We start from the raw sequence: 23,163 nt of genomic DNA on the forward strand, positions 1-23,163 counted from the left end.
TTTGCGTCTTGTCCGGATTACCAGCCGAAGCCGATGCTGAAGCCGGGTCCATAGTAACGGGGGCCGCCGTAGCCGTAGCCATATCCTCCGTACGGATAGCCGCCGAAACCATAAGGCCGGTAATAGGCCGGCCGATAATAGGAACGGTAGTACGGCCGATAGCCATACCCGTAGCCATAATACGGCCTGTAGTAGGGACGGTAATACGGCCGGTAATACGGTCTGTAGTAACGCGGGCCATAGTAGCCATAGCGCCGGTAATAGCGGCGGCGTGAGCTGACATCCGTCGGCTTGGCTTCATCCGCCAGTCGCGCGTCATGGCCAGGCGAGACCGGCGGCGCGGCGCTCGCGGGCACGAGCGTCATCCAGCCGGCCAATGAAAGAGCGGCAGCGACGGCCGCGGCTCCCACAAGCTTTCTCATTGCAGTTCTCCTCCGATCGTTGCTCGACACGTTGAAGATAACGCGCATTGCCGATTTCCGTTTCATTTCGTCTCAACGGCGTCGGCTGACGCGCGACCCGGACGAAGCCGCCGACGCGGCCTCGCCTGGACCAAGATTGACGTCGGGTTTGCAGCAAGATCATGACATCAATCTTCACCGTGCCTGATCATGCTGCTGCTCCGACCGAAGCGCAATCAGGACCAGTGGCGGCGATACCAGTGGCGATGCCCGTGCCAGCCATGATGCCGCCGGTGCCAGCCGTGGTGTCCGTGCCAGCCGTGATGACGATGCATGCGATGATGATGGTGGTGCCGGCGCCAGTGCACATCCGTCGTCATGGTCTCGGAGGCCTGTTTCGCCGCCGAACTGCTGCCCGGATTGATCAGTGACATGGCGTCCGCGCGGTCGGCCGGCGCGGTCACCGCCAGCAGGCCGGCGACGGCTGCAAGTCCAAAAATCGTTCTGACATTCATCTTCATGAACACTCTCCTTGATGTGCAGGTCTCAAACGAATTCCGGCGCATCGCATTACCTTCACCCGAATACGTTGAGGTCAGGCTAGGAAGAGCGACGTGAATGCGTCCTGAATGTCCGTGCCGCATTGATGAACGCATTGGCAGGCACGCGGCGTGCGCGGGAAAACCGGCCGGCGCACCGTTTCACAATGTCGTCAACACAGGGGTGTCGCGTTGGTCACGCAGGTGGCCGCCGCTTGCGGACATTGAACGCAATGTCATTGCCGCGGATCGTCGCTATGAATGATGCGCTGTGGTCATCGCTGTCGGCAGGAGCCGCACGCAGAAAACGAATCGCAAATCTGCTGCCTGCTTTTGCGGACTACGCTAGCCGCTCCAGTAGCAGTTCATGCGCGGCACGATCACCGTTCCGCTCGGGCGGTATTCCTGCTCGTAGTAGGCGTTGCAGACGCGCTTGGAATTCGGACCGGGATAGGTCGAACCGCGATAGATCCGAACGCGGCGCGGTGGACGGCGAACGACCTCGCGGCTCTGGGCAGAAAATTCGTCTGCCGTGAGCCCGTGACCACCTGTCTTGTGACCACCCGTCTTGACGTGAGTCGCCGTCGATTGCGCCTGCGCGCTCGCTGGAAGAGCCATAACAACCAGACCTGCGAAAAGGCCCAAGAGACCGGAGAGAATGGCCGAAGTCCCTGCCCGCATCATGAAGCGCCGTCCCGTACTCTTTCCAATCGACGGGCGGCAAAGTCCCCGATCAGGGCGCGCGCGTCAACAGGCGTGTCTCGGCACGGCGGCGTCCCGTCGCTCCTTGATCCCCCGCCCCCTTGGCCCCGACGGCCAAGCCTTCTAAACAGGACCGATGTGGCCGACCGCGAAATCCCCCAGCCTTGCCGAAATGGAAGCCATCGCGCATGACGCCTTCGCGCGGCTGCCGAAACATTTCCGCGCGCTGTGCGAGGGCGTCATCATCCAGATCGACGATTTTCCTTCGGACGAAGTCCTCGAGGAGATGAAGGCCGAGAGCGAGTTCGATCTGCTCGGGCTGTTTCAGGGCGTCGGCCTGCCGTTCCGCTCCAGCGGCGACGTGGCGCCCATGCCGAACATGGTCTGGCTCTATCGCCGCCCGATCCTCGATTACTGGGCGGAGCACGACGAGACGCTGGGCAACATCATCACCCATGTTCTGGTGCACGAGATCGGGCACCATTTCGGGTTGTCCGACGACGACATGGAAACGATCGAGGCGAGCGTCGCCTGAGGAAATGCGGACCGAATTTGCGCCAATTTGGCCCTTTGCGGACCCTTCTAATCGCGATAAGAACCTCTCTAATCCGGGTTCAGACCCGTGACCGGCCCACTCTCATCCGGAAGCTCTGATGGACAAGTTTACGACCCTCGAAGGCGTCGCGGCGCCGCTGAAGATCATCAATGTCGATACCGACATGATCATCCCGAAGCAGTATCTCAAGACCATCAAGCGCACCGGCCTCGGCAAGGGACTGTTTTCCGAACAGCGCTACAAGGACGATGGCAGCGAGAACCCGGATTTCGTCCTCAACAAGCCGTCCTATCGCAACGCCAAGATTCTCGTGGCCGGCGACAACTTCGGCTGCGGCTCGAGCCGCGAGCACGCCCCATGGGCGCTGGGAGATTTCGGCATCCGCTGCATCATCTCGACCTCGTTCGGCGACATTTTCTACAACAACTGCTTCAAGAACGGCATCCTGCCGATCCGCGTCTCGCAGGACGAACTCGACAAGCTGTTCGACGATGCGGATCGCGGCGCCAACGCCACGCTGACCATCGACCTTGAAAAGCAGGAAATCCGCGGTCCCGACGGCGGCACGATCAAGTTCGAGCTCGATCCGTTCCGCAAGCACTGCATGCTGAACGGTCTCGACGACATCGGCCTGACGATGGAGAAGGGCAAGTCGATCGACGTGTTCGAGGCAAAGGAAAAAACCGAACGTCCGTGGCTGTGATTCAAACCGAATTGATAAACTACGTCATGGCCGGGCTTGTCCCGGCCATCTACGTCTTGGGCTTCTAAAACAGATAGACGTGGATGCCCGGGACAAGCCCGGGCATGACGAGCAGAGTTATCTCAACTCGCCTTCAACGCCGCGATCGCGTCGGCGATCGCGATGGTCCGCTTGGCCATTTCGACATGCAGCCGCTCGACCATCTGGCCGTCGAGCTGAACCACGCCCTTGTTCGCGTTCTCCGGCAGATCGAACACGCCCATGATCTTGCGCGCACGGCCGATCTCCTCGGCAGGCGGCGTGTAGGCGGCGTTGGCCGCATCGATCTGGCCCGGGTGAATCAGCGTCTTGCCGTCAAAACCCATGTCGCGGCCCTGCGCGCACTCCTTCGCGAAACCTGCGACGTCGCTGATGTCGTTATAGGGACCGTCGAGAATCTCGATACCCGCGGCCCGCGCGGCCACGATGCAATGGGTAAACAGCGGCAGCATCGCTGTGCGGCCCGGCAGCATTCGCATCCGGGTTTCGCGCGCAATGTCGTTCGGCCCCATGATGAAGCCGGCCAGCCGCTTGTCGCCTTCGCGCGCCGTGGCCGCGATCTGCTGTGCGGACAGAACCGCGATCGGGCTCTCGATCATGGCCCAGAGGGAAATTGCAGGAGCAGCCTTGAGCGCGCGCAGCCGCTCCTCCAGCTTTTTCACGTCCTCGGGGCTCGAGATTTTCGGCACCAGAATTCCGTCCGGCTGCGCGGCGGCGGCCATCGCCAGATCGTCCTGCCACCACGGCGACTCCAGGTTGTTGATCCGGATGATGATCTCCCGCTTGCCGAATCCCTTGGCGGCGACGGCATCCGCGATCTGGCCGCGAGCCATCGGCTTGGCGTCGGGCGCGACGGAATCCTCAAGGTCCAGGATAACGCCGTCGGAGGGCAGGTTCCGCGCCTTGTCGAGCGCCCGTGCATTCGAACCCGGCATGAACAAGACACTGCGGCGCGGACGGATCATGGTCGGGTTTCCATTGGGGAAGCAGCCTGAGTAGCACTTCGGCCCTGCCGCCGAAAGGCTTGTTCCGGCGGCGCTCCTAGGTTAGCCAACCGGTGTCCTGAATCCGAAGCTCGCCTCGTTTTTGCGGCACGTCCGTCGCGTGCTTCGAATTCAAAGGACACTGGAAAGATTTTGCGAGGCCCCCATGTCACCCTTTCCCGAACACCTGCTCGCCGGCTACCAGACCTTTGTCACCCAGCGCCTGCCTACCGAACAGTCGCGCTACCGCGAACTGTCGCAAATCGGCCAATCCCCCGAAGTCATGGTGATCGGCTGCTGCGATTCCCGCGTATCGCCGGAAGTGATCTTTGACGCCGGACCGGGCGAACTGTTCGTCGTGCGCAACGTCGCCAACCTGGTGCCCGTCTTCCAGCCCGACGGGAACGCGCACGGCGTCTCGGCCGCGCTGGAATATGCGATTCAGGTCCTGAAAATAAAACACATCGTCGTGCTCGGGCACGCGCAATGCGGCGGCATTCGCGCCTTCGTCGACGACAGCGCGCCGCTGTCGCCAGGCGACTTCATCGGCAAATGGATGTCGATGTTCGTCAAGCCGGGCGAGAAGGTCGCGCAGCGCGATCACGAAACCATGCAGCAGTTCGTGACGCGGATCGAGAAGGCCGCGATTCTGCGCAGCCTCGAAAACCTGATGACGTTTCCGTTCGTGAAGAATCGCGTCGGAAGCGGCGAACTGCAGTTGCACGGCGCCTATTTCGGCGTCGCCGAAGGCTCACTGTCCATCGTCGATCAGTCGACCAACGAATTCAGCCGCGTCTATCAAAGCGCCCTGGCGTCCCAGACATAGAGTTGGGCGCGCATTCGGGCGGCAGTCCGTTCGGCGGAAGAAGCGCTAGTGGGCCTTGTCCGCGGCGCCGTGACCGCCGAGCTTGTCCGACCATACGATCAGCAGCGTCGAGACGACGAATACAAGATGGATGCCGGCAAGCCAGCCGAGCTTCTGGGCGTCGAACGCCACATCGATGTTCATGAAGGCCTTCAGCACCTGTATTGCTGAAATCGCGACGATCGACGCCAGCAGCTTCTGCTTCAGCCCGGCGAAATCAACCTTGGTCATCCATTCCGGCCAGTCGGGATGGCCGCGCGGATCGATCCGCGAAACGAAGTTCTCGTACCCCGAGAACACCACGATCAGGATGAGATTGCCGGTGAGCGACACGTCGATCAGCGACAGCACGCCGAGAATGATGTCGGATTCCTTCGCCGCCGGCGCGTGCAGCACGAACTCGATCAGCAGCAGGACGAACTTGAACAGCAGCACGACGAGGCTGACGACGAGCCCGAGATAGAACGGCGCCATCAGCCAGCGGCTGTTGAACAGCACGGTTTCAAACGCCTTCTCGCCGCGCTTGAGCGTGGGATTCGGCGCATACTCGGCAGTGGCGGGCCGGTGCTCAGATGGCTCGTTCGTCATCCTGGTCCCGGCCCCCGTGTCCTGAAGTGCTGCTCAGGCTGCTTTCTTTTTCGGCTGCAACAGCTTGCGGTTGACGAGGCATTCCGCGATCTGGATCGCGTTCAGCGCGGCGCCCTTGCGCAGATTGTCCGATACGCACCACAGCACGAGGCCGTTCTCCACCGTCGCGTCCTCGCGGATGCGGCTGATGTAGGTCGCGTCCTCGCCCGCGGCTTCATACGGCGTGACGTAACCGCCGGGCTCGCGCTTGTCGATCACGAGACAGCCCGGCGCGGTGCGCAGGATGTCGCGGGCTTCGTCCGCCGAGATCGGATTTTCGAACTCGATGTTGACGGCTTCGGAATGCCCGACGAACACCGGCACGCGCACGCAGGTCGCGGACATCTTGATTTTGGGATCAAGAATCTTCTTGGTCTCCATCATCATCTTCCACTCTTCCTTGGTGTAGCCATCCTCCATGAACACGTCGATCTGCGGGATGACGTTGAAGGCGATACGCTTCGGGAATTTGTTGTTGATCAGTTCGCTGTTGGTGTAGACGGCCTTGGTCTGCGAGAACAACTCGTCCATCGCATCCTTGCCGGCACCGGACACCGACTGATAGGTCGAGACCACCACGCGCTTGATCACTGCCTTGTCGTGCAGCGGCTTCAGTGCCACCACGAGCTGCGCGGTCGAGCAGTTCGGGTTGGCGATGATGCCCTTCTTGGTGAAGCCGGCAACAGCGTCCGCATTCACTTCGGGCACGATCAGCGGCACGTCAGGGTCCATCCGCCATGTCGACGAATTGTCGATCACCACAGCGCCTGCGGCCGCGATCTTCGGCGACCATTCCTTGGACACGGCGCCGCCGGCCGACATCAGGCAGATATCGACATCGCTGAAATCGTAGTGCTCCAGCGCTTTGCATTTCAGGGTGCGGTCGCCATAGGACACTTCGACGCCCATGCTGCGGCGGGAGGCCAATGCGACCACCTCGTCAGCCGGAAAACTGCGTTCGTCCAGGATGTTGAGCATTTCCCGGCCCACGTTGCCGGTCGCTCCAACTAGCGCAACCTTGTAACCCATCGTTGACTCTCCGAAGAAAAATGCTTCGCCACCGCCGCCTGCGGAAGGGAAGAGCGAGCGCTTCTATGCGAAAAACGGCCCAAATACAACGCAGAAGCAACTGCGGGGGCAGGTTGGACGTCAAGTGGCAGCAGGTCTTGCGACCATCGCCACGGCGGAAGCTCGTTCCCGTTTTATGACCGGAACAGAACGTCCGCCGCGAGTCATATATGAACCCGATCCTGCTCGATCAGCCCCTCCAGGATGCCTCCGGCATTCATCCGGCCTTGCGCAGCTTCGCCGACGAATGCAGCGCGCTCGCCGTCCGTGTTCTGGCTTATGTCTGCGGCCTCGCCGTGCTCGCCGTCATCGCGGTGGATCTGGTGTCCGTTGTGCCGGTCGCGGCCAATACCGGACTTCCGGCGCTCCCCTCGGCCCCCGGCTGGACGCCGGCCAGCCGCCCGCATCCGGCCTTCGCCATCAGCAAGCTGGATTTATACGACAGAACAGATGCTTACGAAATCCTCCGGCACCCGGAAGGCGGCCGCAAGGATATCCTGCGCTGGGCCGCAACCGCCGGCCACGCCCCGACCGCGGAAGTCGAGATTTACCGCCCCGGCGGTGAGCTCGATGCATTCGCCGCCGTTGACGCCGATGTTGCAGCCCGGATGGCCGGACAAGTCACGGAGGCGACCGAGCCGGCCGGTTTCATCGACACCAAATTCGGCCACGTCCCGCTGAGCCGTTTCAGCGGGGCTGCCCCGCACGGCAAGCAGGCCTGCCTGGGCTTTGCCAAGACCTTCACGACCCCGAGCGTTCGGATCAGCGGATGGGCCTGTCAGGCCGATACGCTGGCCGGCCAGCGGGCCTTCATCGGCTGCACCCTGAACCGGCTGATCCTGTTGTCCGCGGGCAACGATCCGAAAATGGCCGAGCTGTTCGCGCGCGCCGAACTCAGGCGCCACAGCTGCAACCCGACGACCATCACATCAACGAACTGGATCGCATCCAGCGAGGCTCCGCAATTGCGCGGCGGACTCACACAGAATTGAGACGACCAATTACAGAAATTTGAAAATGTCCTTCGGTCAAAATCCCTGCATGATAGACCGCATCAGCGTGAAGGGCGTGCTGCCCACCGCCGCCGCGCAGACCTTCTTTGAGGAACGAATGAAGCGGTCGCCGCGTTGCACTGCCGAGCCGGTGGCGCAAACCACCGATACCCGGCCGCCGCGCCCGCCCCGCCGGCTCTAAAACGGACGATTCGCGCGTGGCCGGCCCCCTTGGGACAGACCCGCGCAATATGCCGAACAAGTGTGGCCCTTTAGTCCTTGTGGCACCCCGTTCCGAGCGGGTATGGTGCGACGCAATTGGAATTCCCGTGAGGATATAATGGCTTTGAAGTCTTCTGGCGCGAAGGTTCTGGCGCTCCTGCTGGCGAGCGCTGCGGTTGCAGTGGTCGCGCTTGGCGCAACCGCCGCCGATGCCCAGTCCCGGAAGCGCACCATCGAGAACGACCCGACCTACGACGGTCCGCCGCGCAAGGCGGTCAACTCGTCCTACCAGCGCGGCCGGACCCGCGTTTACGTGACGCGCCGCTCGTGGCTCGATGCCGGCACCGAGGTCGTCCCCGGCGAGCGCAAGTTCACCGACTACGCCTTCCCGCCCGGCTATTCCTACGGCCAGCAGATCGACCGGCTGTACACCAGCCGCCGTCCGCTCGGCGACCAGTGGGACACCGGCACGCCGTTCCCGTTCCCGCTCTACTGATTTTTCAGCGATCGCTTTTCAATCGGGTATGACCCGATCCGAAAACCGGTTTCCACTTTTCGGGGTCATACCCCAACGAAAATGCCCGGCTCAAGCCGGGCATTTTTTATGGCGAATTGCATAGGGCGGAACGGTGACGAACTTCGCTGCAAAGGGCGAAACGGTGTCGCAACATTTTTCCGGTTCTGATCGCTGACTTGAACCACGCTTTCTCCGCTCATTCCCGCGTAAGCGGGAATCCAGCTCTGGAAAATATGGGTCCCCGCTTTCGCGGGGACGAGCGGGGATAGTATCCCGGCTCAATAGACATGGATCTCAGGCCTCAGCCCGCCAGCGCATCCAGCTCCGCGACAATCGCCTCGCCCATCTGCGACGTCGAGATGATTTTTGCGCCATCCGACTTGATGTCGGCGGTGCGAAGGCCCTTGGCCAGCGTCGCGGCGATCGCCGCGTCGATCATGTCGGCTTCCTTCTGAAGATCGAAGGAATAACGCAGCGCCATCACGAAAGATGCGATCATCGCGATCGGATTGGCCATGCCCTTGCCGGCGATGTCCGGCGCCGAACCGTGCACCGGCTCGTACAGCGCCTTGCGCTTCTTGGTCTTCGGATCGGTCTCGCCCAGTGAAGCCGACGGCAGCATGCCGAGCGAACCGGTCAGCATCGCAGCAATATCCGAGAGCATGTCGCCGAACAGGTTGTCGGTGACGATGACGTCGAACTGCTTCGGCCAGCGCACGAGCTGCATGCCGCCGGCGTCGGCGAGCTGATGCTCTAGCTCGACGTCCTTGTATTCGCGCGCATGCACCTGCGTGACGACTTCCTTCCAGAGCACGCCGCTCTTCATGACGTTGTGCTTTTCCATCGACGTCATCTTGTTGCGGCGCTTGCGTGCGAGGTCGAAAGCGACGCGCGAGATGCGCTCGATCTCGTAGGTGTCGTAGACCTGCGTGTCGACAGCGCGCTTCTGGCCGTTGCCGAGGTCGGTGATGGTCTTCGGTTCGCCGAAGTACACGCCGCCGGTCAGCTCGCGCACGATCATGATGTCGAGGCCTTCGACAACTTCCTTCCGGAGGCTGGAAGCTTCCGCCAGCGCCGGATAGCAGATCGCCGGGCGAAGATTTGCGAACAGCGCCATGTCCTTGCGCAACCGCAACAGGCCCGCTTCAGGCCGCGCTTCGTAAGGAACGTCCGCCCACTTCGGTCCGCCGACCGCGCCGAAGATCACGGCGTCCGCAGCCTGCGCCCGCGCCATGGTGGCGTCGGTGATCGCGACCTTGTCGGCGTCGTAGCTCGATCCGCCGACCAGACCCGTTTCGGTCTCGAATTTGGCAATGCCGCGCTTGCCGAGCCAGTCGATGACGCGCGTCACCTCCGCCATCACTTCGGTGCCGATACCGTCGCCGGGAAGAAGCAGGAGCTTGTGCGATGCCATGATCGATATGCCTTGAATTGTTGACTATCTGCGCGTGGTGCGCGGACTTGCTAAAACGCCCTTGCAGAATTGGCAAGACACCATTGCCGCATCGCGATTGGTCAAATACCGCCGAAACTGCCAAGGTGGCGCCCCTGCCGGAGCTGCCCGTGACATCCCCCGAGACATTCCCCACGTCTGCCCCACCGTTCGCGCATCCGATGCGCATGATCCTGATCATCTCGCTGGCCGCCGCCATCGGGCTCGGCATCGGCCGCTTCGCCTATTCGCTGGTATTGCCCGATATGCGCGACTCGCTCGGCTGGTCGTATTCGACCGCGGGCTTCATGAACACGGTCAACGCCATCGGCTATCTCGCGGGCGCGCTCGGCGCAGCATCCTTCATTCGCCGCGTCGGCCTGTTCCGCGCGACATGGATCGGCGCACTCGCCTGCGTCATCTCTCTCGGAATCTGCGCGCTGTCGGGCAACGTGATTCTTTTCAGTTTCGGCCGCCTGCTCTCGGGCCTCGGGGCTGCGGCAACATTCGTCGGCGGCGGCACGCTGGCGGCGACCATCGCGCAATCGCGGCCTGAGAAATCGGCGCTGCTGCTCAGCCTGTTCTACACCGGCCCAGGCACCGGCCTTATCGTCTCGGGACTGGCCGCGCCGTTCCTGCTGCAGTATTTCGGCCCCGGCTCGTGGTGGATCGTGTGGACGGTGCTGACAGTGCTGACGGCCCTGATGATGATTCCGCTGCTGCTGAATCCCGTCGACGTTCCCGCAACCGAAACATCAACCGCAACATCATCGGTCCCGCTGCGCCCGATCGCGTTTTATCTCGCCGGCTATTTCCTGTTCGGCGCGGGTTACATCGCCTACATGACCTTCATGATCGCCTATGTGCGCGACGGCGGCGGAGACGCCGTGGCGCAGAGCGGTTTCTGGTGCCTGATCGGACTGATGTCGTTCGTGGGACCATGGCTGTGGCGCGGGCTGATGGCGCGCGGCGAAAGCGGCATGACGACGGCGATCATGATCGCCGTCACGTGCGTGGGCACGTTCATCGCGCTGCTCGGTACGTCGCCGATGCTGCTGGCAGCGTCGGCGTTTGTGTTCGGCCTGTCGTTCTTTCCGGTGGTGGCCGCCACCACCGTGTTTGCGCGCCTCAACTATCCGCCGGAGGCGTGGCCGAAAGCGATCGGCGTCCTGACCATCACCTTCGGCATCGGCCAGACGCTCGGCCCGTTCGTCACCGGCGCGATCACCGACGCGATGGGGAGCCTGTCCTACGCGCTGACGATCTCGACGGCCGCGCTGGCGCTGGGCGCGGTGTTGTGCGCGTTTCAAAGGCCGCTGAAGGGGTAGCGCCCGTCATTGCGAGGAGCGATTGCGACGAAGCAATCCACATGCGCTGGATTAAGTTTCCGTTCGTCCCCGCGCAAGCGGGGACCCAGAGCAAAGAACTGGATCCCCGCTTTCGCGGGGATGAGCGGGGAGAGTGCACTTCCCTTTAGTAGCGCGTTACGACGCCGACGACTGAGCCGGGCGCGAGCGGCGGAACATGCCGCGCAGCCGGTCCAGCTTCGATCCCTTCTCGGGCGTGACCTCGCCGTCGCGCTCGTTCTCCGAGAAGAACTTGGTCACCGCGACGAAGAACACCGGCACGAACAGCAGCGCCAGAACGACGACCGCAATCATGCCGCCCATCACCGTGGTGCCGAGCGCCTGCTGGCTTCTGGCGCCGGCGCCGGAGGCGATCACCATCGGCAGCACGCCGCAGACGAACGCCAGACCCGTCATCAGAATCGGCCGGAAGCGCAGGTGGCAAGCCTCCATCGTCGCCTGCATCAGCGGTGTGCCTTTCGCGCGCAGATCCTTGGCGAACTCGATGATCAGAATCGCGTCCTTTGCCGCGAGGCCAATGATCGTGATCAGCGCGACGGTGAAATAGACGTCGTTCGACAGGCTGCGCGACATCGCCGCAACCATCGCGCCCAGAATGCCGAGCGGCACCGTCATCAGCACCGCGAGCGGAATGGTCCAGCTTTCATAGAGCGCGGCGAGACACAGGAACACGATTAGCGCCGAGAGCGCGAGCAGGAACGGCGCCTGCGAGCCCGACAGCTTTTCCTGCAACGATTGTCCGGTCCACTCGAAGCCGAAGCCGCGCGGCAGCTGCGCGGTCAAGCGCTCCATTTCCGCAATCGCGTCGCCGGAGGTGAAGCCGGGCTTCGCCTCGCCGGAGATACGCACCGACGGATAGTAGTTGAAGCCGACGATCTGGGTCGGGCCGACGGTCCACTTGATGGCCGCGAACGACGACAGCGGCACCAGATTGCCGCGGCTGTTCTTGACGTTGTAGGACAGGATGTCCTGCGCGTTCATACGGCCGATGCTGTCGGCCTGCACGATCACGCGCTGCATGCGGCCCCGGTTCGGGAAGTCGTTGACATAGGCCGAGCCGAGATTGGTCGAGATCGTGCTGTTGATGTCGGCGAAGGTGACGCCCTGCGCGGCCGCCTGTTCGCGGTCGATGATGAGCTGCACCTGCGGCGCTTCGGGCAGACCTTCCGCGTAGACATTCTGCAGCACGCGGCTTTGCCTGGCCTGCGCCAGCAGATCGTCCTTCGCCTTCATCAGCGCGGCGTAACCCTTCTGGCCGCGATCCTGAAGCCGGAAGGAGAAGCCCGACGAGTTGCCGAGGTTGTCGATCGGCGGCGGCTGCAACGCCGAGACCTTGGCGTCCTTGATCGACTTCAGCGAGTTGTTGATGTCCGCGACGATGGCCGCGGCGGAATCGTTCGGTCCACGCTCGGACCAGTCCTTCAGCGTCACGAAGGCCTGCGCCGTGTTCTGGCCCTGCCCTAAGAAGCTGAAGCCGGTGAGGAACGTCACTTCATCGACGCCCGAACGGTTTTTCAGGAACTGCTCGACCTTCTCCACCGCGGCCTGGGTGCGGTTGAACGACGATTCCGGCGGCGTCTGCACGTCCACCGTGATGAAGCCCTGATCGTCCACCGGCAGGAAGCCGCCGGGCAATTTTGAGAAGCCGAGCACAAGACCGCCGAGCAACACCGCGTAAAGAATCAGCAACCGTCCGGTGCGCTGGATCGACCAGCCGACGACACGGCCGTAGCCGTCCTTCGCCCCGTCGAGCCGGTTGTTGAACCAGCCGAACACACCGGTCTTGGCATGGGCATGTCCCGCCTTCACCGGCTTGAGCAATGTCGCGCACAAAGCCGGGGTCAGCGACAGCGCCATCAGCGCCGAGAAGGAAATCGCGGCGACGATGGTCACCGAGAACTGGCGATAGATGATGCCGACCGAGCCCGGGAAGAACGCCATCGGCACGAACACCGCGATCAGCACCAGGGTGATGCCGATAATGGCGCTGGTGATCTGCGTCATCGCCTTGCGGGTGGCTTCCTTTGGAGAGAGTCCCTCCTCCGACATGATACGTTCGACGTTCTCGACCACCACGATGGCGTCGTCGACCAGAATGCCGATCGCCAGCACCATGCCGAACATGGTCAGCATGTTGATCGAATAGCCGAACAGATAGAGCGTCGCGCAGGTGCCGAGCAGCGCGATCGGCACAACAATGGTCGGGATCAGCGTGTAGCGGAAATTCTGCAGGAACAGGAACATCACGATGAAGACGAGGACGACCGCCTCGATCAGCGTCGTCACCACCTTCGAGATCGACGCTTCGACCACCGGCGTGATGTTGTAGGGAATATCGTAGCTGATGTTGGCCGGGAAATACTTCGACAGGTCCTTCATCTTGGCTTCGACCGCGCTTGCGGTCGCGAGCGCGTTGCCGGTCGGCGACAGCAGCACCGACAGGCCGGCGCTCGGCTTGCCGTTCAGGCGCGTGGTGAACTGATAGCCCATGCCGCCGATTTCGATGCGCGCGACGTCGCGCAGACGTACCGTCGAGCCGTCCGGATTGGCGCGCAGCACGATGGCGCCGAACTCATCGGCCGAGCCGAGCTGTCCCTTGACCAGGATCAGCGCCGAGATTGACTGGTCCTTGCGGCTCGGTTCCGAGCCGACGCTGCCGGACGCGACCTGCGCGTTCTGCGCTTGAATAGCCTTGGTGACGTCATCGGCGGTGAGGTTGTAGCCGACCAGCTTGACCGGATCGACCCAGATGCGCAGCGAGCGCTCGGTCGAATACAGCGTGGCGCGGCCGACGCCGGGAATGCGGCGGACTTCGCCTAGCACGTTGCGGATCATGAAGTCGCCGAGGCCGACTTCATCGAGGCTGCCGTCGGTAGATTGCAGGGTGATGATCTGCAGCACCGCGCTGGAGGCTTCCTCCACCAGAATGCCCTGCTGGATCACGGCGCGCGGCAAACGCGCCTCGACGCGCTTGATTCGGTTCTGCACTTCGACGGAAGCGAGATTGGAATCGGTGCCCGGAACGAAGTTGGCGATGATTTCCACCTGTCCGAGCGAATCGCTGGTGGATTCGAAATTGAGAATGCCGGAGGCGCCGTTCAGCTCTTCCTCGATCAGCCGCGTGGTCGAGTTGTACAGCTCTTCCGGTGACGAACCCGGATAGCTGGTCGAGATCGAGATCGAGGGCGGCGCGATGATCGGGTATTGCGCGATCGCCAGGTACGGAATCGAGATCAGACCGATCAGACAAATGAAGAGCGCAACCACCCAAGCGAAAATCGGGCGGTCGATAAAAAAGGCGGGCATGGGTGGTCCTCTAGAGTCCGAAGCAGTTCAAAAAGGGCGTCACACCCGCCCATCAGTTTTTTCGGCGGGAAATTTCATTTCCGTTCGTCCCCGCGAAGGCGGGGACCCAGGACAAAGAAAGAAACTGGATCCCCGCTTGCGCGGGGATGAGCGGAAGATGCATTCCCACAAGCAGGCCGCGCTGCGACCAAACTGTCATCCAGCAAAGCTGGACCCGCTGCGCTCGCAATGACGCGTGCGAGCGCAGCTATCTTTTCTCAAATCGCGATCAGCGCACCTGCGACGGAGCAGGAACGCTTGCGGCCGCCGACTTGTCGAGCGGCTGGCCGGTCTGTTCGGACACACGCCAGTTGCTGGCCTTGACGGCATCGCCGACGGCGAACTTCTGGAAGCCTTCGACCACCACGCGCTGGCCGGGCTTCAGTCCTTCGGTGATCAGCCACTGCCCGTCGACAAGGCCACCGGTGCGAACCGGCTGCGCGACGACGCGGTTGTCGTCCTTCACCAGAAAGACTTCGCTGGCGCCGGACGAATTGCGCTGGATCGCCTGCGGCGGCACCACGATGGCGTCGGGGTCACGGCCCTGCTCGATCATGACCCGGACGAACATGCCGGGCAGAAGTTCGCGGCTCGGATTCTTGAACTCGCCGCGCAGCGTGACCTGTCCGGTGCCGGCATCGACCTTGGTGTCGGAGAACAGCAGCTTGCCCGCCAGCGGGAACGGCGTGTTGTCGTCGAGCACGAGGCGCACCTTGACGGCGTCTTCCGAAACGCGGTCGAGATCGCCGCGCTCGAAATCGCGGCGCAGCCGGTTGAGGTCGTTCACCGACTGGGTGAAGTCGGCGTAAACCGAATTGAGCTGCTGGATTGTCGCCAGCGCATTGGCTTCGTTCTGCACGACCAGAACGCCCTCGCTGAGCAGGGCTGCACCGATGATGCCGCTGATCGGCGCGCGGATCGTGGCGTAGCCGAGGTTGAGCCGCGCGCGCGACACGTCGGCGGTGCGGGCGGCGACTTCAGCCTTGGCCTGCGCCAGCGTCGCTATCGCGACCTCGTTGGAGGCCTGCGAGGCCGTATGGCTCTTGGTCAGGGTTTCGATGCGGCTGGCATGCTGCGCGGCCTGCTGCATCGCGGCTTCGGCCTTGGCGAGCGCGGCTTCCGCCGCCTGCAATTCGACTTCAAAAGGTTTCGGATCGATCTGGTACAGCGGATCGCCAGCCTTCACTTCACTGCCCTGCTCGAACAGGCGCTCGACAATGATGCCCGACACCCGCGGGCGGACGTCGGCAACCCGCAGCGGCGCGATGCGCCCGGGAAGTTCCCGGAAGATGGCCTGCGGCGCGGACTTGACGGTGACGATGCTGACTTCGGGCGGCTCGGGAGGCTGGGAGGACGCGACGCTTTGGTCGTTACAGCCGGAGAGGAGGACTGCAGCCCCAAAAAGCAGGGCGAGTGACGTAATCCCGTTGGGACGCGCTGGCATTTCGTATCCTTCTTATTTTCGCATGGCCGAAACCCGGAACGGCCGGGAACAACCCCTGCACGCGACCTGATTCACGATCCTTGCTGATAGGTCTCAGCATGAATCGTGCCGGTGTGCATTGCAACAACATCACACGGCGACCCGATGTCGCGGTTCACTTAACTGATTGTTTTTTAAGGAGTTAATTCGCATTAAGATTGCTCACAATTACGTCAGCAACATGTGAAGGTGCGACTGCTTTTGAGGCAATAGTATGCAGGTACGGCAAATGCCTGTTTTGGCGGCAACATCGAATCACGCCCGCGTTTTGCGCATGGGTCAGGATGCGCTTGGGCTAGCGGATCGCGAAAAGCCTATCGCAGAGGGGCTTTAAGGGGCCGGGACGGCCCTTTGCTCCCTCTCCCGCTTGCGGGGAGAGGGTTGGGCGAGGGGCAAACTTCCATACGACGATCGACGCCCCTCACCCGGATTGCTGCGCAATCCGACCTCTCCCCGTAAACGGGGAGAGGTGAAGGGAACTCCTAGCTGCCGCTGAACGAATTGTAGCCCTGGTCTTCCCAGTAGCCGCCCTTGTAGTCGTTGGTGACCTCCAGCGAGACCACGTATTTCGGGTTCTTGAACCCGAGCTTGGTCGGCACCCGGATCTTCATCGGGTAGCCGTAGGCACGCGGCAGAATTTGGTTGTCGAACCTGAACGTCATCTGGGTCTGCGGATGCAGCGCGCTCGGCATATCCAGAGGTGAATTGTAGCCGTCCACGTCGGCGCAATTGAACCAGACGTACTTTGCCTTCGTGTCCGCGCCGACCAGTTGCAGGAAGTGACTGAGCCGCACCCCTGTCCAACTTCCGATCGCGCTCCAGCCCTCGACGCAGATGTGGCGGGTGATCTGGTTTTCCTGCGGCAGCTTGTAAAGCTCATCGAGCGTCCAGGACTTCTTGTTCTCGACCAGACCGCGCACCTCGAGCTTCCAGTCCTTGCCGTCGATATCGGGCGCGTCCTCCAGCGCGTAGTAGCCGTTGAACGGAAACGGCCGCGTGATCGCGCTTTCCGGAAAGGTCGGCGCCAGCGTGTTCGGATTGAACATCGCGGCCTGCACCGCGTCGTTGAATTTCGAGATCTGCGTCAGCATCGATTCAGCCGAGAAGCTGTCGGTGACGTCGCAGCCGGTGAGCAGTGTCAGCGCGCCGAGGCTGGCGCCGCCGGCGATGAAGCGGCGGCGCGACAGCTCGGGCATCAGCTTTGTCGCGTCCCTGACCAGCAACTGCTTGTCGACGCCGGGAATGAAAAGTCTGCGAATGCGGCCCATGATGAGTTCTCCCTCAACGGCCAATAATCATGGCGCGCAGGCTTTTCGGCACCAGCAGCGCCAACACGACGTGGATCACCGTGAATCCGACAATCGCCGCCATGCAGAAGAAGTGAACGTAACGCGCTGCCTCGTAGCCGCCGAACACCGCGGTCAGCCATTGCAACTGCACCGGCTTCCAGATCGCCAGCCCCGACAGCACGATCAGGATGCCGACCACGATGATGCCGGCGTACAGCAGCTTCTGCACATAGTTGTAAGTGGAAAGATCGGCGTGCGACAGCTTGCCGGTCAGCGCGGCCTTGGTGTCGCCGACAACGCCATCGACCGTGATCGGCAGCAGCTTCTTGCGGAAGCGCCCGGTGACCAGGCCCAGCGTCAGATAGACCAGGCCGTTGACCATCAGCAGCCACATCGCCGCGAAATGCCACATCAGCGCGCCGCCGAGCCAGCCGCCCAGCGTGATCGAGCGCGAGAAGGTGAAACTGAACAGCGGCGAGGCGTTGTAGATCTGCCAGCCGGACATGATCATCAGGATCATCGCCACCGCGTTGATCCAGTGCACGATCCGAACCCAGGCAGGCTGGATGATCCTGTTTGTTGTTGCGGCCGGAGCCGTTGCCGACGAATGATCGGCGGAGATGCTGGACATGAGCGTTTCCGGTTTCACGATGTCACAAACACCATACGGATGCAGTTTAGTCCCGTTACACCGTACTGCCATAACATAACCGTGAAGAGTACGAACTGGCCCATTGGTGTTGCGCGAGAAATTGCCCCATCGTCATTGCGAGCGAAGCGAAGCAATCCAGTCTTGGCATATCCAGCAAAAACTGGATTGCTTCGTCGCTGCGCTCCTCGCAATGACGAGCGGGAAACTGTCGCCTCCTCGCCTTCGATGATCTTCAGCTTCCTGCCATCGATCATTCCAGCGGCGTTCAGTCTATTCGATGATGCGGAACCAGGTAGCCAGTTGGGGTTCACTGTCGGACGCAGCCTCGAGTTCAGCTGCCGTCACTTTTTCAATTTGACGATTCACATCGCCGATCAGCAACTCGGTCCCGGCGAGCGCCTGACGGGCGCACTCGTCCGAATGAGCATCAACCGGATTCTCCAGTAGCTTCTCAAATTTTTCCTTGTCCCGGATCAATCGCGCGAGGATCTCACCAAGAACCTCAAGCTGTTCGCTCATGTACGTCAACGCGACGGCGATGACGCCTGTTCCATAGCTCAAAAGAACTACGGTTGCCACGCGGAGCTTGCTGCGATGCGCTCCCTCTCCCCGCATAGCACGTCGAAGACGGGCGTGAACGCCCTTTCGCTGGGGAGAGGGCAGAAGCGTATCGTCAGCCTTACGACGCCGGCATCAGCACGGTGTCGACAACATGGATCACGCCGTTCGACTGGTTGACGTCGGCGATGGTGACGGCCGATTTGCCGCCCTTGGCATCGATCAGCCAGACCTTCTTGCCGTCGAGCTTCACGGTGAGGGCTTCGCCTTCCACTGTGGTCAGCTTCTTGCCGTCGGTCAGATCGGCGGCGCTCAGTTTGCCGGGCACCACGTGGTAGGTGAGGATCTTGGTCAGCGTCGCCTTACTCTCGGGCTTCACCAGCGTGTCGACGGTGCCGGCCGGCAGCTTGCCGAATGCGGCGTTGGTCGGCGCGAACACGGTGAACGGGCCCTTGCTCGACAGCGTATCGACCAGACCCGCAGCCTTCACCGCGGCGACCAGTGTGGTGTGATCCTTGGAGTTGACCGCGTTCTGAACGATGTTCTTCGAGGGGAACATGGCGGCGCCGCCGACCATCACGGTCTTCTCGCCGGACATTTCGCTTTTGCCCATCTTGTCCTGCGCCTGAACCGGCACGGTGATGGAGGCCGTCAGAGCCAGCGCGCCGATCGCAGCGGCGGACAACAGAGCGATACGCGTTGAAGTGGTATTCGACATGGTTACGTCTCCCGATGAATTGACAGGCCCGGCGGACATTCGCCGGGCGTTGGCGGCAGCGCTGGTCTCATGGAGGATCGACTGCGCCGTCGTTGTCCGAGTTACGGGAGCGATTGCGGGGCGTTTCAGGAAATAAATTTTCGGGATTTTGAAACTTTATCGGGTTCCACCCGTGGCGCGACCTTGGCATCGGGAACTCATCGCGTCATTGCGAGGAGCATTTGCGACGAAGCAATCCAGTTCTTTTCTGTAGCACTGGATTGCTTCGCTTCGCTCGCAATGACGGCAAGAAAGTTACAACAGCGTCGGATTCACAAAGCTGCGGTTGTGCGTCGGCGAGATCAGGATCTCGTTGATACACGCATGCGGCGGCATGCTGGCGACGAACGCGATGGTGCGGCCGAGATCTTCCGGCTGCAGCATCTTCGCCATGTCTTCTTTCGAAGGCGGCACCGGACGCAGCTTCAGGATCGGCGTCGCGACCTCGCCCGGAGACAGACAGCACGCGCGCAGGCCGTTCTTGAATTCATCCATGTTGAACGAATGGGTCAGCGCCAGCACCGCGTGCTTGGTGGTGGTGTAGGCAGGCCCGGTCATTTTCGAGACGTGACGCCCCGCCCATGAGGCAACATTGATGATCACGCCGTCCTTCTGCGCACGCATCGCGGGCAGCACCGCGCGCATGCAGTACATCACGCCGCTGAGATTGATATCGACCAGCTTGTCCCAGCCTTCGGTGGTGATGTCGTCCCAGCTCCGCTTCGGCACGTTGACGCCGGCGCTGTTGACCAGAAGATCGATGCGGCCGTGTTTGGCGACGATCTCCTTCGCCACCTTCTCGGCATCCGCAGCGCTGCTGACATCGAGCGCGATCGCCTCGACCTTGCCGCCGGATTTGGCGATGCTCGCCACCGCCTCATCGAGCACATCCTTGCGGCGCCCGGAGATCACCACGGTCCATCCCTCTTTGGCCAGCTCCTGCGCCCCGGCAAGGCCGATGCCGCTTCCCCCGCCTGTGATCCAGGCCACACGTTTCTTGTTATTGCTCATGCCGGTTGTCTCCGTTGCTGCGAGTAATAGTTTTGGTGTACTCAAAATCGGAAAAATCCGATCTCGATGGAATGTTGCATGAACGTCGCCGCGAACGCCAACCTGTTTTCTCGCCTGTTCGACGGGCTTGCCGACACAAGCCGGCTTGCCATCGAGACCGCCGATGGCGCGCGCATCAGCTATGCTGATTTGATCGCGCAGTCGGGACGCGTGGCGAATTTCATCGTATCGCGCGGGGTCAAGCCGGGCGACCGTGTTGCAGCGCAAACGGAAAAATCGGTTGAGGCGCTGGTGCTGTATCTGGCAACGGTCCGCGCGGGCGCGGTGTACCTGCCGCTCAACACCGCCTACACGCTGAACGAACTGGAATATTTCATCGGCGACGCCGAGCCGTCGCTGATCGTGTGCGATCCGGCGAAGGTCGACGGCATTCGCACACTCGCCGCCACATCCAGCGCGAAGGTCGACACGCTCGATGCCGACGGCAGCGGATCGCTAAGCGACGGCGCGGCGAAGGCTTCGTCCGATTTTGCCACGGTCGCGCGCGCAAACGACGATCTCGCCGCCATTCTCTACACCTCGGGCACCACCGGCCGCTCCAAGGGCGCGATGCTGACCCACGACAATCTGGCATCGAACTCACACAGCCTCGTCGATTACTGGCGCTTCACAAAAGACGACGTGCTGATCCACGCGCTGCCGATCTATCATACGCATGGGCTGTTCGTGGCGAGCAACGTCACGCTGTTCGCGCGCGCGTCGATGATCTTCCTGCCGAAGCTCGATCCCGAACTGATTATCAAGCTCATGGCGCGCGCCACCGTGCTGATGGGCGTGCCGACATTCTACACGCGTCTGCTGCAAAGCCCGAACCTGACCAAAGCGTCCACGTCGCACATGCGGCTGTTCATTTCAGGGTCCGCGCCGCTCTTGGCCGAAACCCACCGCGAATGGTCGGCGCGCACGGGGCATGCGGTGCTCGAGCGCTATGGCATGACCGAAACCAACATGAACACCTCGAATCCTTACGACGGCGACCGCGTGCCGGGCGCTGTGGGCTTTCCGCTGCCGGGCGTCTCTGTGCGCGTCACCGATCCCGACACCGGAAAGGAATTCGCGCGCGACGAGATCGGCATGATCGAGGTCAAGGGGCCGAACGTGTTCAAGGGCTATTGGCGGATGCCCGAGAAGACCGCCGCCGAATTCCGCGCCGACGGATTCTTCATCACCGGCGACCTCGGCAAGATCGATGATCGCGGCTACGTCCACATCATCGGTCGCGGCAAGGATCTGGTGATCTCCGGCGGCTTCAACGTCTATCCGAAGGAAGTGGAAAACGAGATCGACGCCATTCCCGGCGTCACCGAGTCGGCGGTGATCGGCGTACCGCATGCGGACTTCGGCGAAGGCGTCACGGCGGTTGTGGTCGGCGACAAGAAGATCGCGCTCGATGAAGCCGCCGTGCTCAACGCGCTCGACGGGCGGCTGGCGAAATTCAAGATGCCCAAGCGCGTGATCTTCGTCGACGATCTGCCGCGCAACACCATGGGCAAGGTGCAGAAGAATGTGCTGCGCGACACCTATGCGGCGCTCTACAAAAAATAGCGGCGTCGCTTCGCTCGTAACAACGGTTGAAGCGGCGGCGCACCTCTAGTCGTCGATCTTTTCCTTGAGCACCGCGCCGGTGCGGGGATCGAGATGAAACTCCATGATCTTCCCGTTCTTGACGCCCTTGCCTTCCCAGCGCCCGTCATCCGCCTTGAGGCCGGTGACATTGGTGTAGCCGGCGGCCGTCAGCTTCTGCATGGCCTGGTCCTTGGTGATCCAGTCGGGTCCGGGCTGATCCCTCGCCACCGCCACGCTGGCGCCGAGAACGGTAAGCGCCGCGGCAAATGCGGCATGTGCAAGCTTGATTGCCATGACGATTGCTCCCTGTTCCGTCGATAACATCCAAACGGTCGCAGCCGCCGTCCGTTCCACATCCCGCGGGATTTGCGTGCTGGCCTCAGTATCCCGTCGCAAGGCTCACGACGAAACGCGACGATACGATCACGAGATAAATCCCGAACGCGATTTCGAGTTTCCGCTTGGTGAGCAAATGCGCGACGCGCACGCCGAGCGGCGCGACCAGCATGCTCGTGGGCATCACCAGCGCCGCGCCGATCAGCGAGATATACCCGACCGCGAACGGCAATTGTAATGCCGCGACTTCGGGGAAGCGCGGCGCCGCGGGCCAGCCCGCATAGATGTAGCCGAGCGCGCCGGGGATCGAGATCAGCACCGCGAGGCCCGCCGACGTGCCGATCGCCTGATGGATCGGGCGGCCGTAGAACGTCATCAGCAGATTCGAGAACAGCCCGCCGCCGATCCCCATCAGCGTCGAGAGCAAGCCGATGCAGAAGCCGTAGGCCTTCATGAAAATGCCCTTCGGCATCTCGTCGCCGAGCCGCCAGTTCTCCTTGCCGAGCAGCAGCCGCGCTGCGGCCGACCACGCCACGCCGACGAACACGACCTTGAACAGTTTCTCCGGCGCGTAGCGCGCGATCACGCTGCCCAGAATCACGCCGCCGAGCACCGGCAGCGCCCACTTCTTGAGGATGTCCATGTCGACACTGCCGCGCTTGTGGTGGGCCTGCCATGAGCGGATCGAGGTCGGGATGATGATGGCCAGCGACGTGCCGATGCAGAGCGGCATCCGTGCGTCCAGCGGGACGCCTGCGATGCGGAAACATTCGTACAGCACCGGCACCAGCACGGCGCCGCCGCCGATGCCGAAAATCCCGGCCAGAAACCCTGCCAGCGCGCCGGTCGCCAGCAGCAGCAGAACAAGTTCAAGCAGTTGCGGGGTGGTCAGACCGGCGATCATGCGACGGCCTTGTTGCCGGGATGCCCAAGCATTTCAATCCATTTTCAGAGCCTGCGGTGAATCCCGCTTCATATGTGTTGTGCGGGTTCCGTGGTATACGAAAAACAGGTATGCCAGAAGGACTAAACAGCGGATAAAGAAGCGGTTTTGGATTCAATCCTTGGTCAATTCTGCGTTGCGCTCGTTCCG

The 23,163-nt window shown here is 62.2% G+C and carries 24 protein-coding genes; 8 read left to right on the plus strand and 16 right to left on the minus strand.

From position 1 onward, the window contains the following. Window positions 1–17: 17 nt before the first annotated feature. The 3 genes from YH63_RS06765 to YH63_RS06775 all read right to left on the minus strand — a co-directional run bounded on the left by YH63_RS06765 (window position 18) and on the right by YH63_RS06775 (window position 1,558). Window positions 18–422 carry a hypothetical protein gene (locus YH63_RS06765; protein WP_046828260.1) on the minus strand — a complete coding sequence of 135 codons (405 nt, stop codon included), beginning with the start codon at window positions 420–422 and terminating at the stop codon, window positions 18–20. A gap of 215 nt (window positions 423–637) precedes the next feature. Further along, a complete protein-coding gene (locus tag YH63_RS06770) occupies window positions 638–922 on the minus strand; it encodes a hypothetical protein (protein ID WP_052753845.1) in 285 nt (94 codons plus the stop codon). 363 nt (window positions 923–1,285) lie between these two features. Next, window positions 1,286–1,558 (minus strand): hypothetical protein, encoded by a 273-nt coding sequence (locus YH63_RS06775; RefSeq protein ID WP_433995093.1) that lies wholly within the window; start codon window positions 1,556–1,558, stop codon window positions 1,286–1,288. Between the two features lie 220 nt (window positions 1,559–1,778). On the opposite strand from YH63_RS06775, the gene YH63_RS06780 reads away from it, so the two are divergent. Then, window positions 1,779–2,177 (plus strand): metallopeptidase family protein, encoded by a 399-nt coding sequence (locus YH63_RS06780; RefSeq protein ID WP_046828258.1) that lies wholly within the window; start codon window positions 1,779–1,781, stop codon window positions 2,175–2,177. Between the two features lie 118 nt (window positions 2,178–2,295). Beyond that, window positions 2,296–2,901, plus strand: coding sequence for a 3-isopropylmalate dehydratase small subunit (leuD, locus tag YH63_RS06785; RefSeq protein ID WP_046828257.1), 606 nt, complete (start codon window positions 2,296–2,298; stop codon window positions 2,899–2,901). Between the two features lie 122 nt (window positions 2,902–3,023). On the opposite strand, the gene YH63_RS06790 is transcribed toward leuD, so the two are convergent. After that, window positions 3,024–3,905, minus strand: a complete 882-nt coding sequence (locus YH63_RS06790) for an HpcH/HpaI aldolase/citrate lyase family protein (protein WP_046828256.1) — start codon at window positions 3,903–3,905, stop codon at window positions 3,024–3,026. A 184-nt stretch (window positions 3,906–4,089) separates the two neighbouring features. Here YH63_RS06790 and YH63_RS06795 point away from each other — a divergent pair, with 184 nt between their 5' ends. Next, window positions 4,090–4,749, plus strand: a complete 660-nt coding sequence (locus tag YH63_RS06795; protein ID WP_046828255.1) for a carbonic anhydrase — start codon at window positions 4,090–4,092, stop codon at window positions 4,747–4,749. Between the two features lie 45 nt (window positions 4,750–4,794). Here the strand turns inward: YH63_RS06795 and YH63_RS06800 are convergent, their stop codons facing one another. Together YH63_RS06800 and YH63_RS06805 are read right to left on the minus strand one after the other, a co-directional pair. Beyond that, window positions 4,795–5,376: a TIGR00645 family protein gene (locus tag YH63_RS06800; RefSeq protein ID WP_046828254.1), complete on the minus strand. Its 582-nt coding sequence runs from the start codon at window positions 5,374–5,376 to the stop codon at window positions 4,795–4,797. A gap of 33 nt (window positions 5,377–5,409) precedes the next feature. Next, on the minus strand, window positions 5,410–6,444 hold the full coding sequence (locus YH63_RS06805) for an aspartate-semialdehyde dehydrogenase (protein ID WP_046828253.1): 1,035 nt from the start codon (window positions 6,442–6,444) through the stop codon (window positions 5,410–5,412). Window positions 6,445–6,653: 209 nt separating this feature from the next. On the opposite strand from YH63_RS06805, the gene YH63_RS06810 reads away from it, so the two are divergent. The 3 genes from YH63_RS06810 to YH63_RS06815 all read left to right on the plus strand — a co-directional run bounded on the left by YH63_RS06810 (window position 6,654) and on the right by YH63_RS06815 (window position 8,193). Further along, window positions 6,654–7,475 carry a hypothetical protein gene (locus YH63_RS06810; RefSeq protein ID WP_046828252.1) on the plus strand — a complete coding sequence of 274 codons (822 nt, stop codon included), beginning with the start codon at window positions 6,654–6,656 and terminating at the stop codon, window positions 7,473–7,475. A gap of 25 nt (window positions 7,476–7,500) precedes the next feature. Then, window positions 7,501–7,677, plus strand: coding sequence for a hypothetical protein (locus tag YH63_RS21585; RefSeq protein ID WP_170978637.1), 177 nt, complete (start codon window positions 7,501–7,503; stop codon window positions 7,675–7,677). Between the two features lie 138 nt (window positions 7,678–7,815). Next, window positions 7,816–8,193, plus strand: coding sequence for a hypothetical protein (locus YH63_RS06815; RefSeq protein WP_046828251.1), 378 nt, complete (start codon window positions 7,816–7,818; stop codon window positions 8,191–8,193). A gap of 322 nt (window positions 8,194–8,515) precedes the next feature. On the opposite strand, the gene leuB is transcribed toward YH63_RS06815, so the two are convergent. Next, window positions 8,516–9,628 carry a 3-isopropylmalate dehydrogenase gene (leuB, locus tag YH63_RS06820; RefSeq protein ID WP_046828250.1) on the minus strand — a complete coding sequence of 371 codons (1,113 nt, stop codon included), beginning with the start codon at window positions 9,626–9,628 and terminating at the stop codon, window positions 8,516–8,518. 200 nt (window positions 9,629–9,828) lie between these two features. Between leuB and YH63_RS06825 the strand changes: the two genes are divergently transcribed. Further along, on the plus strand, window positions 9,829–10,974 hold the full coding sequence (locus YH63_RS06825; protein ID WP_046828249.1) for a YbfB/YjiJ family MFS transporter: 1,146 nt from the start codon (window positions 9,829–9,831) through the stop codon (window positions 10,972–10,974). Window positions 10,975–11,130: 156 nt separating this feature from the next. On the opposite strand, the gene YH63_RS06830 is transcribed toward YH63_RS06825, so the two are convergent. The 7 genes from YH63_RS06830 to YH63_RS06860 form a co-directional block, all read right to left on the minus strand. Further along, a complete protein-coding gene (locus YH63_RS06830; RefSeq protein ID WP_046828248.1) occupies window positions 11,131–14,319 on the minus strand; it encodes an efflux RND transporter permease subunit in 3,189 nt (1,062 codons plus the stop codon). 268 nt (window positions 14,320–14,587) lie between these two features. Continuing rightward, window positions 14,588–15,802, minus strand: coding sequence for an efflux RND transporter periplasmic adaptor subunit (locus YH63_RS06835; RefSeq protein WP_046828247.1), 1,215 nt, complete (start codon window positions 15,800–15,802; stop codon window positions 14,588–14,590). A gap of 521 nt (window positions 15,803–16,323) precedes the next feature. Beyond that, the gene (locus tag YH63_RS06840) at window positions 16,324–17,109 is read right to left on the minus strand and encodes a molybdopterin-dependent oxidoreductase (RefSeq protein WP_046828246.1); all 786 of its coding nucleotides are present in this window, start codon (window positions 17,107–17,109) and stop codon (window positions 16,324–16,326) included. A 13-nt stretch (window positions 17,110–17,122) separates the two neighbouring features. Next, on the minus strand, window positions 17,123–17,761 hold the full coding sequence (locus YH63_RS06845; protein WP_046828245.1) for a cytochrome b/b6 domain-containing protein: 639 nt from the start codon (window positions 17,759–17,761) through the stop codon (window positions 17,123–17,125). A gap of 291 nt (window positions 17,762–18,052) precedes the next feature. After that, entirely contained in the window at window positions 18,053–18,361 is a 309-nt protein-coding gene (locus YH63_RS06850; protein WP_246658023.1) for a hypothetical protein, read from the minus strand. A gap of 100 nt (window positions 18,362–18,461) precedes the next feature. Continuing rightward, window positions 18,462–19,058: a fasciclin domain-containing protein gene (locus tag YH63_RS06855; RefSeq protein WP_046828244.1), complete on the minus strand. Its 597-nt coding sequence runs from the start codon at window positions 19,056–19,058 to the stop codon at window positions 18,462–18,464. A 294-nt stretch (window positions 19,059–19,352) separates the two neighbouring features. Beyond that, a complete protein-coding gene (locus YH63_RS06860) occupies window positions 19,353–20,108 on the minus strand; it encodes an SDR family oxidoreductase (RefSeq protein WP_046828243.1) in 756 nt (251 codons plus the stop codon). Window positions 20,109–20,186: 78 nt separating this feature from the next. Between YH63_RS06860 and YH63_RS06865 the strand changes: the two genes are divergently transcribed. After that, complete coding sequence (locus tag YH63_RS06865) at window positions 20,187–21,713, plus strand: malonate--CoA ligase (protein WP_046828242.1); 1,527 nt, start codon at window positions 20,187–20,189, stop codon at window positions 21,711–21,713. Window positions 21,714–21,758: 45 nt separating this feature from the next. On the opposite strand, the gene YH63_RS06870 is transcribed toward YH63_RS06865, so the two are convergent. Next, the gene (locus YH63_RS06870; RefSeq protein WP_046828241.1) at window positions 21,759–22,028 is read right to left on the minus strand and encodes a PepSY domain-containing protein; all 270 of its coding nucleotides are present in this window, start codon (window positions 22,026–22,028) and stop codon (window positions 21,759–21,761) included. Between the two features lie 85 nt (window positions 22,029–22,113). After that, window positions 22,114–22,974 carry a sulfite exporter TauE/SafE family protein gene (locus tag YH63_RS06875; RefSeq protein WP_046828240.1) on the minus strand — a complete coding sequence of 287 codons (861 nt, stop codon included), beginning with the start codon at window positions 22,972–22,974 and terminating at the stop codon, window positions 22,114–22,116. Window positions 22,975–23,163: the final 189 nt, after the last annotated feature.

The sequence above is a fragment of the Afipia massiliensis genome (assembly GCF_001006325.2).
GTDB lineage: Bacteria > Pseudomonadota > Alphaproteobacteria > Rhizobiales > Xanthobacteraceae > Afipia > Afipia massiliensis_A.

Coding starts and splice junctions, on each gene's coding strand:
- YH63_RS06860 (WP_046828243.1), bottom strand. CDS start 20,108: ATGAGCAATAACAAGAAACGTGTGGCCTGGATCACAGGCGGGGGAAGC.
- YH63_RS06865 (WP_046828242.1), top strand. CDS start 20,187: ATGAACGTCGCCGCGAACGCCAACCTGTTTTCTCGCCTGTTCGACGGG.
- YH63_RS06875 (WP_046828240.1), bottom strand. CDS start 22,974: ATGATCGCCGGTCTGACCACCCCGCAACTGCTTGAACTTGTTCTGCTG.
- YH63_RS06825 (WP_046828249.1), top strand. CDS start 9,829: ATGCGCATGATCCTGATCATCTCGCTGGCCGCCGCCATCGGGCTCGGC.
- YH63_RS06810 (WP_046828252.1), top strand. CDS start 6,654: ATGAACCCGATCCTGCTCGATCAGCCCCTCCAGGATGCCTCCGGCATT.
- YH63_RS06800 (WP_046828254.1), bottom strand. CDS start 5,376: ATGACGAACGAGCCATCTGAGCACCGGCCCGCCACTGCCGAGTATGCG.
- YH63_RS06795 (WP_046828255.1), top strand. CDS start 4,090: ATGTCACCCTTTCCCGAACACCTGCTCGCCGGCTACCAGACCTTTGTC.
- YH63_RS06845 (WP_046828245.1), bottom strand. CDS start 17,761: ATGTCCAGCATCTCCGCCGATCATTCGTCGGCAACGGCTCCGGCCGCA.
- YH63_RS06775 (WP_433995093.1), bottom strand. CDS start 1,558: ATGGCTCTTCCAGCGAGCGCGCAGGCGCAATCGACGGCGACTCACGTC.
- YH63_RS06790 (WP_046828256.1), bottom strand. CDS start 3,905: ATGATCCGTCCGCGCCGCAGTGTCTTGTTCATGCCGGGTTCGAATGCA.
- leuD (WP_046828257.1), top strand. CDS start 2,296: ATGGACAAGTTTACGACCCTCGAAGGCGTCGCGGCGCCGCTGAAGATC.
- YH63_RS06840 (WP_046828246.1), bottom strand. CDS start 17,109: ATGGGCCGCATTCGCAGACTTTTCATTCCCGGCGTCGACAAGCAGTTG.
- YH63_RS06830 (WP_046828248.1), bottom strand. CDS start 14,319: ATGCCCGCCTTTTTTATCGACCGCCCGATTTTCGCTTGGGTGGTTGCG.
- YH63_RS06765 (WP_046828260.1), bottom strand. CDS start 422: ATGAGAAAGCTTGTGGGAGCCGCGGCCGTCGCTGCCGCTCTTTCATTG.
- YH63_RS06805 (WP_046828253.1), bottom strand. CDS start 6,444: ATGGGTTACAAGGTTGCGCTAGTTGGAGCGACCGGCAACGTGGGCCGG.
- YH63_RS06770 (WP_052753845.1), bottom strand. CDS start 922: ATGAAGATGAATGTCAGAACGATTTTTGGACTTGCAGCCGTCGCCGGC.
- YH63_RS21585 (WP_170978637.1), top strand. CDS start 7,501: ATGTCCTTCGGTCAAAATCCCTGCATGATAGACCGCATCAGCGTGAAG.
- leuB (WP_046828250.1), bottom strand. CDS start 9,628: ATGGCATCGCACAAGCTCCTGCTTCTTCCCGGCGACGGTATCGGCACC.
- YH63_RS06835 (WP_046828247.1), bottom strand. CDS start 15,802: ATGCCAGCGCGTCCCAACGGGATTACGTCACTCGCCCTGCTTTTTGGG.
- YH63_RS06815 (WP_046828251.1), top strand. CDS start 7,816: ATGGCTTTGAAGTCTTCTGGCGCGAAGGTTCTGGCGCTCCTGCTGGCG.
- YH63_RS06855 (WP_046828244.1), bottom strand. CDS start 19,058: ATGTCGAATACCACTTCAACGCGTATCGCTCTGTTGTCCGCCGCTGCG.
- YH63_RS06780 (WP_046828258.1), top strand. CDS start 1,779: ATGTGGCCGACCGCGAAATCCCCCAGCCTTGCCGAAATGGAAGCCATC.
- YH63_RS06870 (WP_046828241.1), bottom strand. CDS start 22,028: ATGGCAATCAAGCTTGCACATGCCGCATTTGCCGCGGCGCTTACCGTT.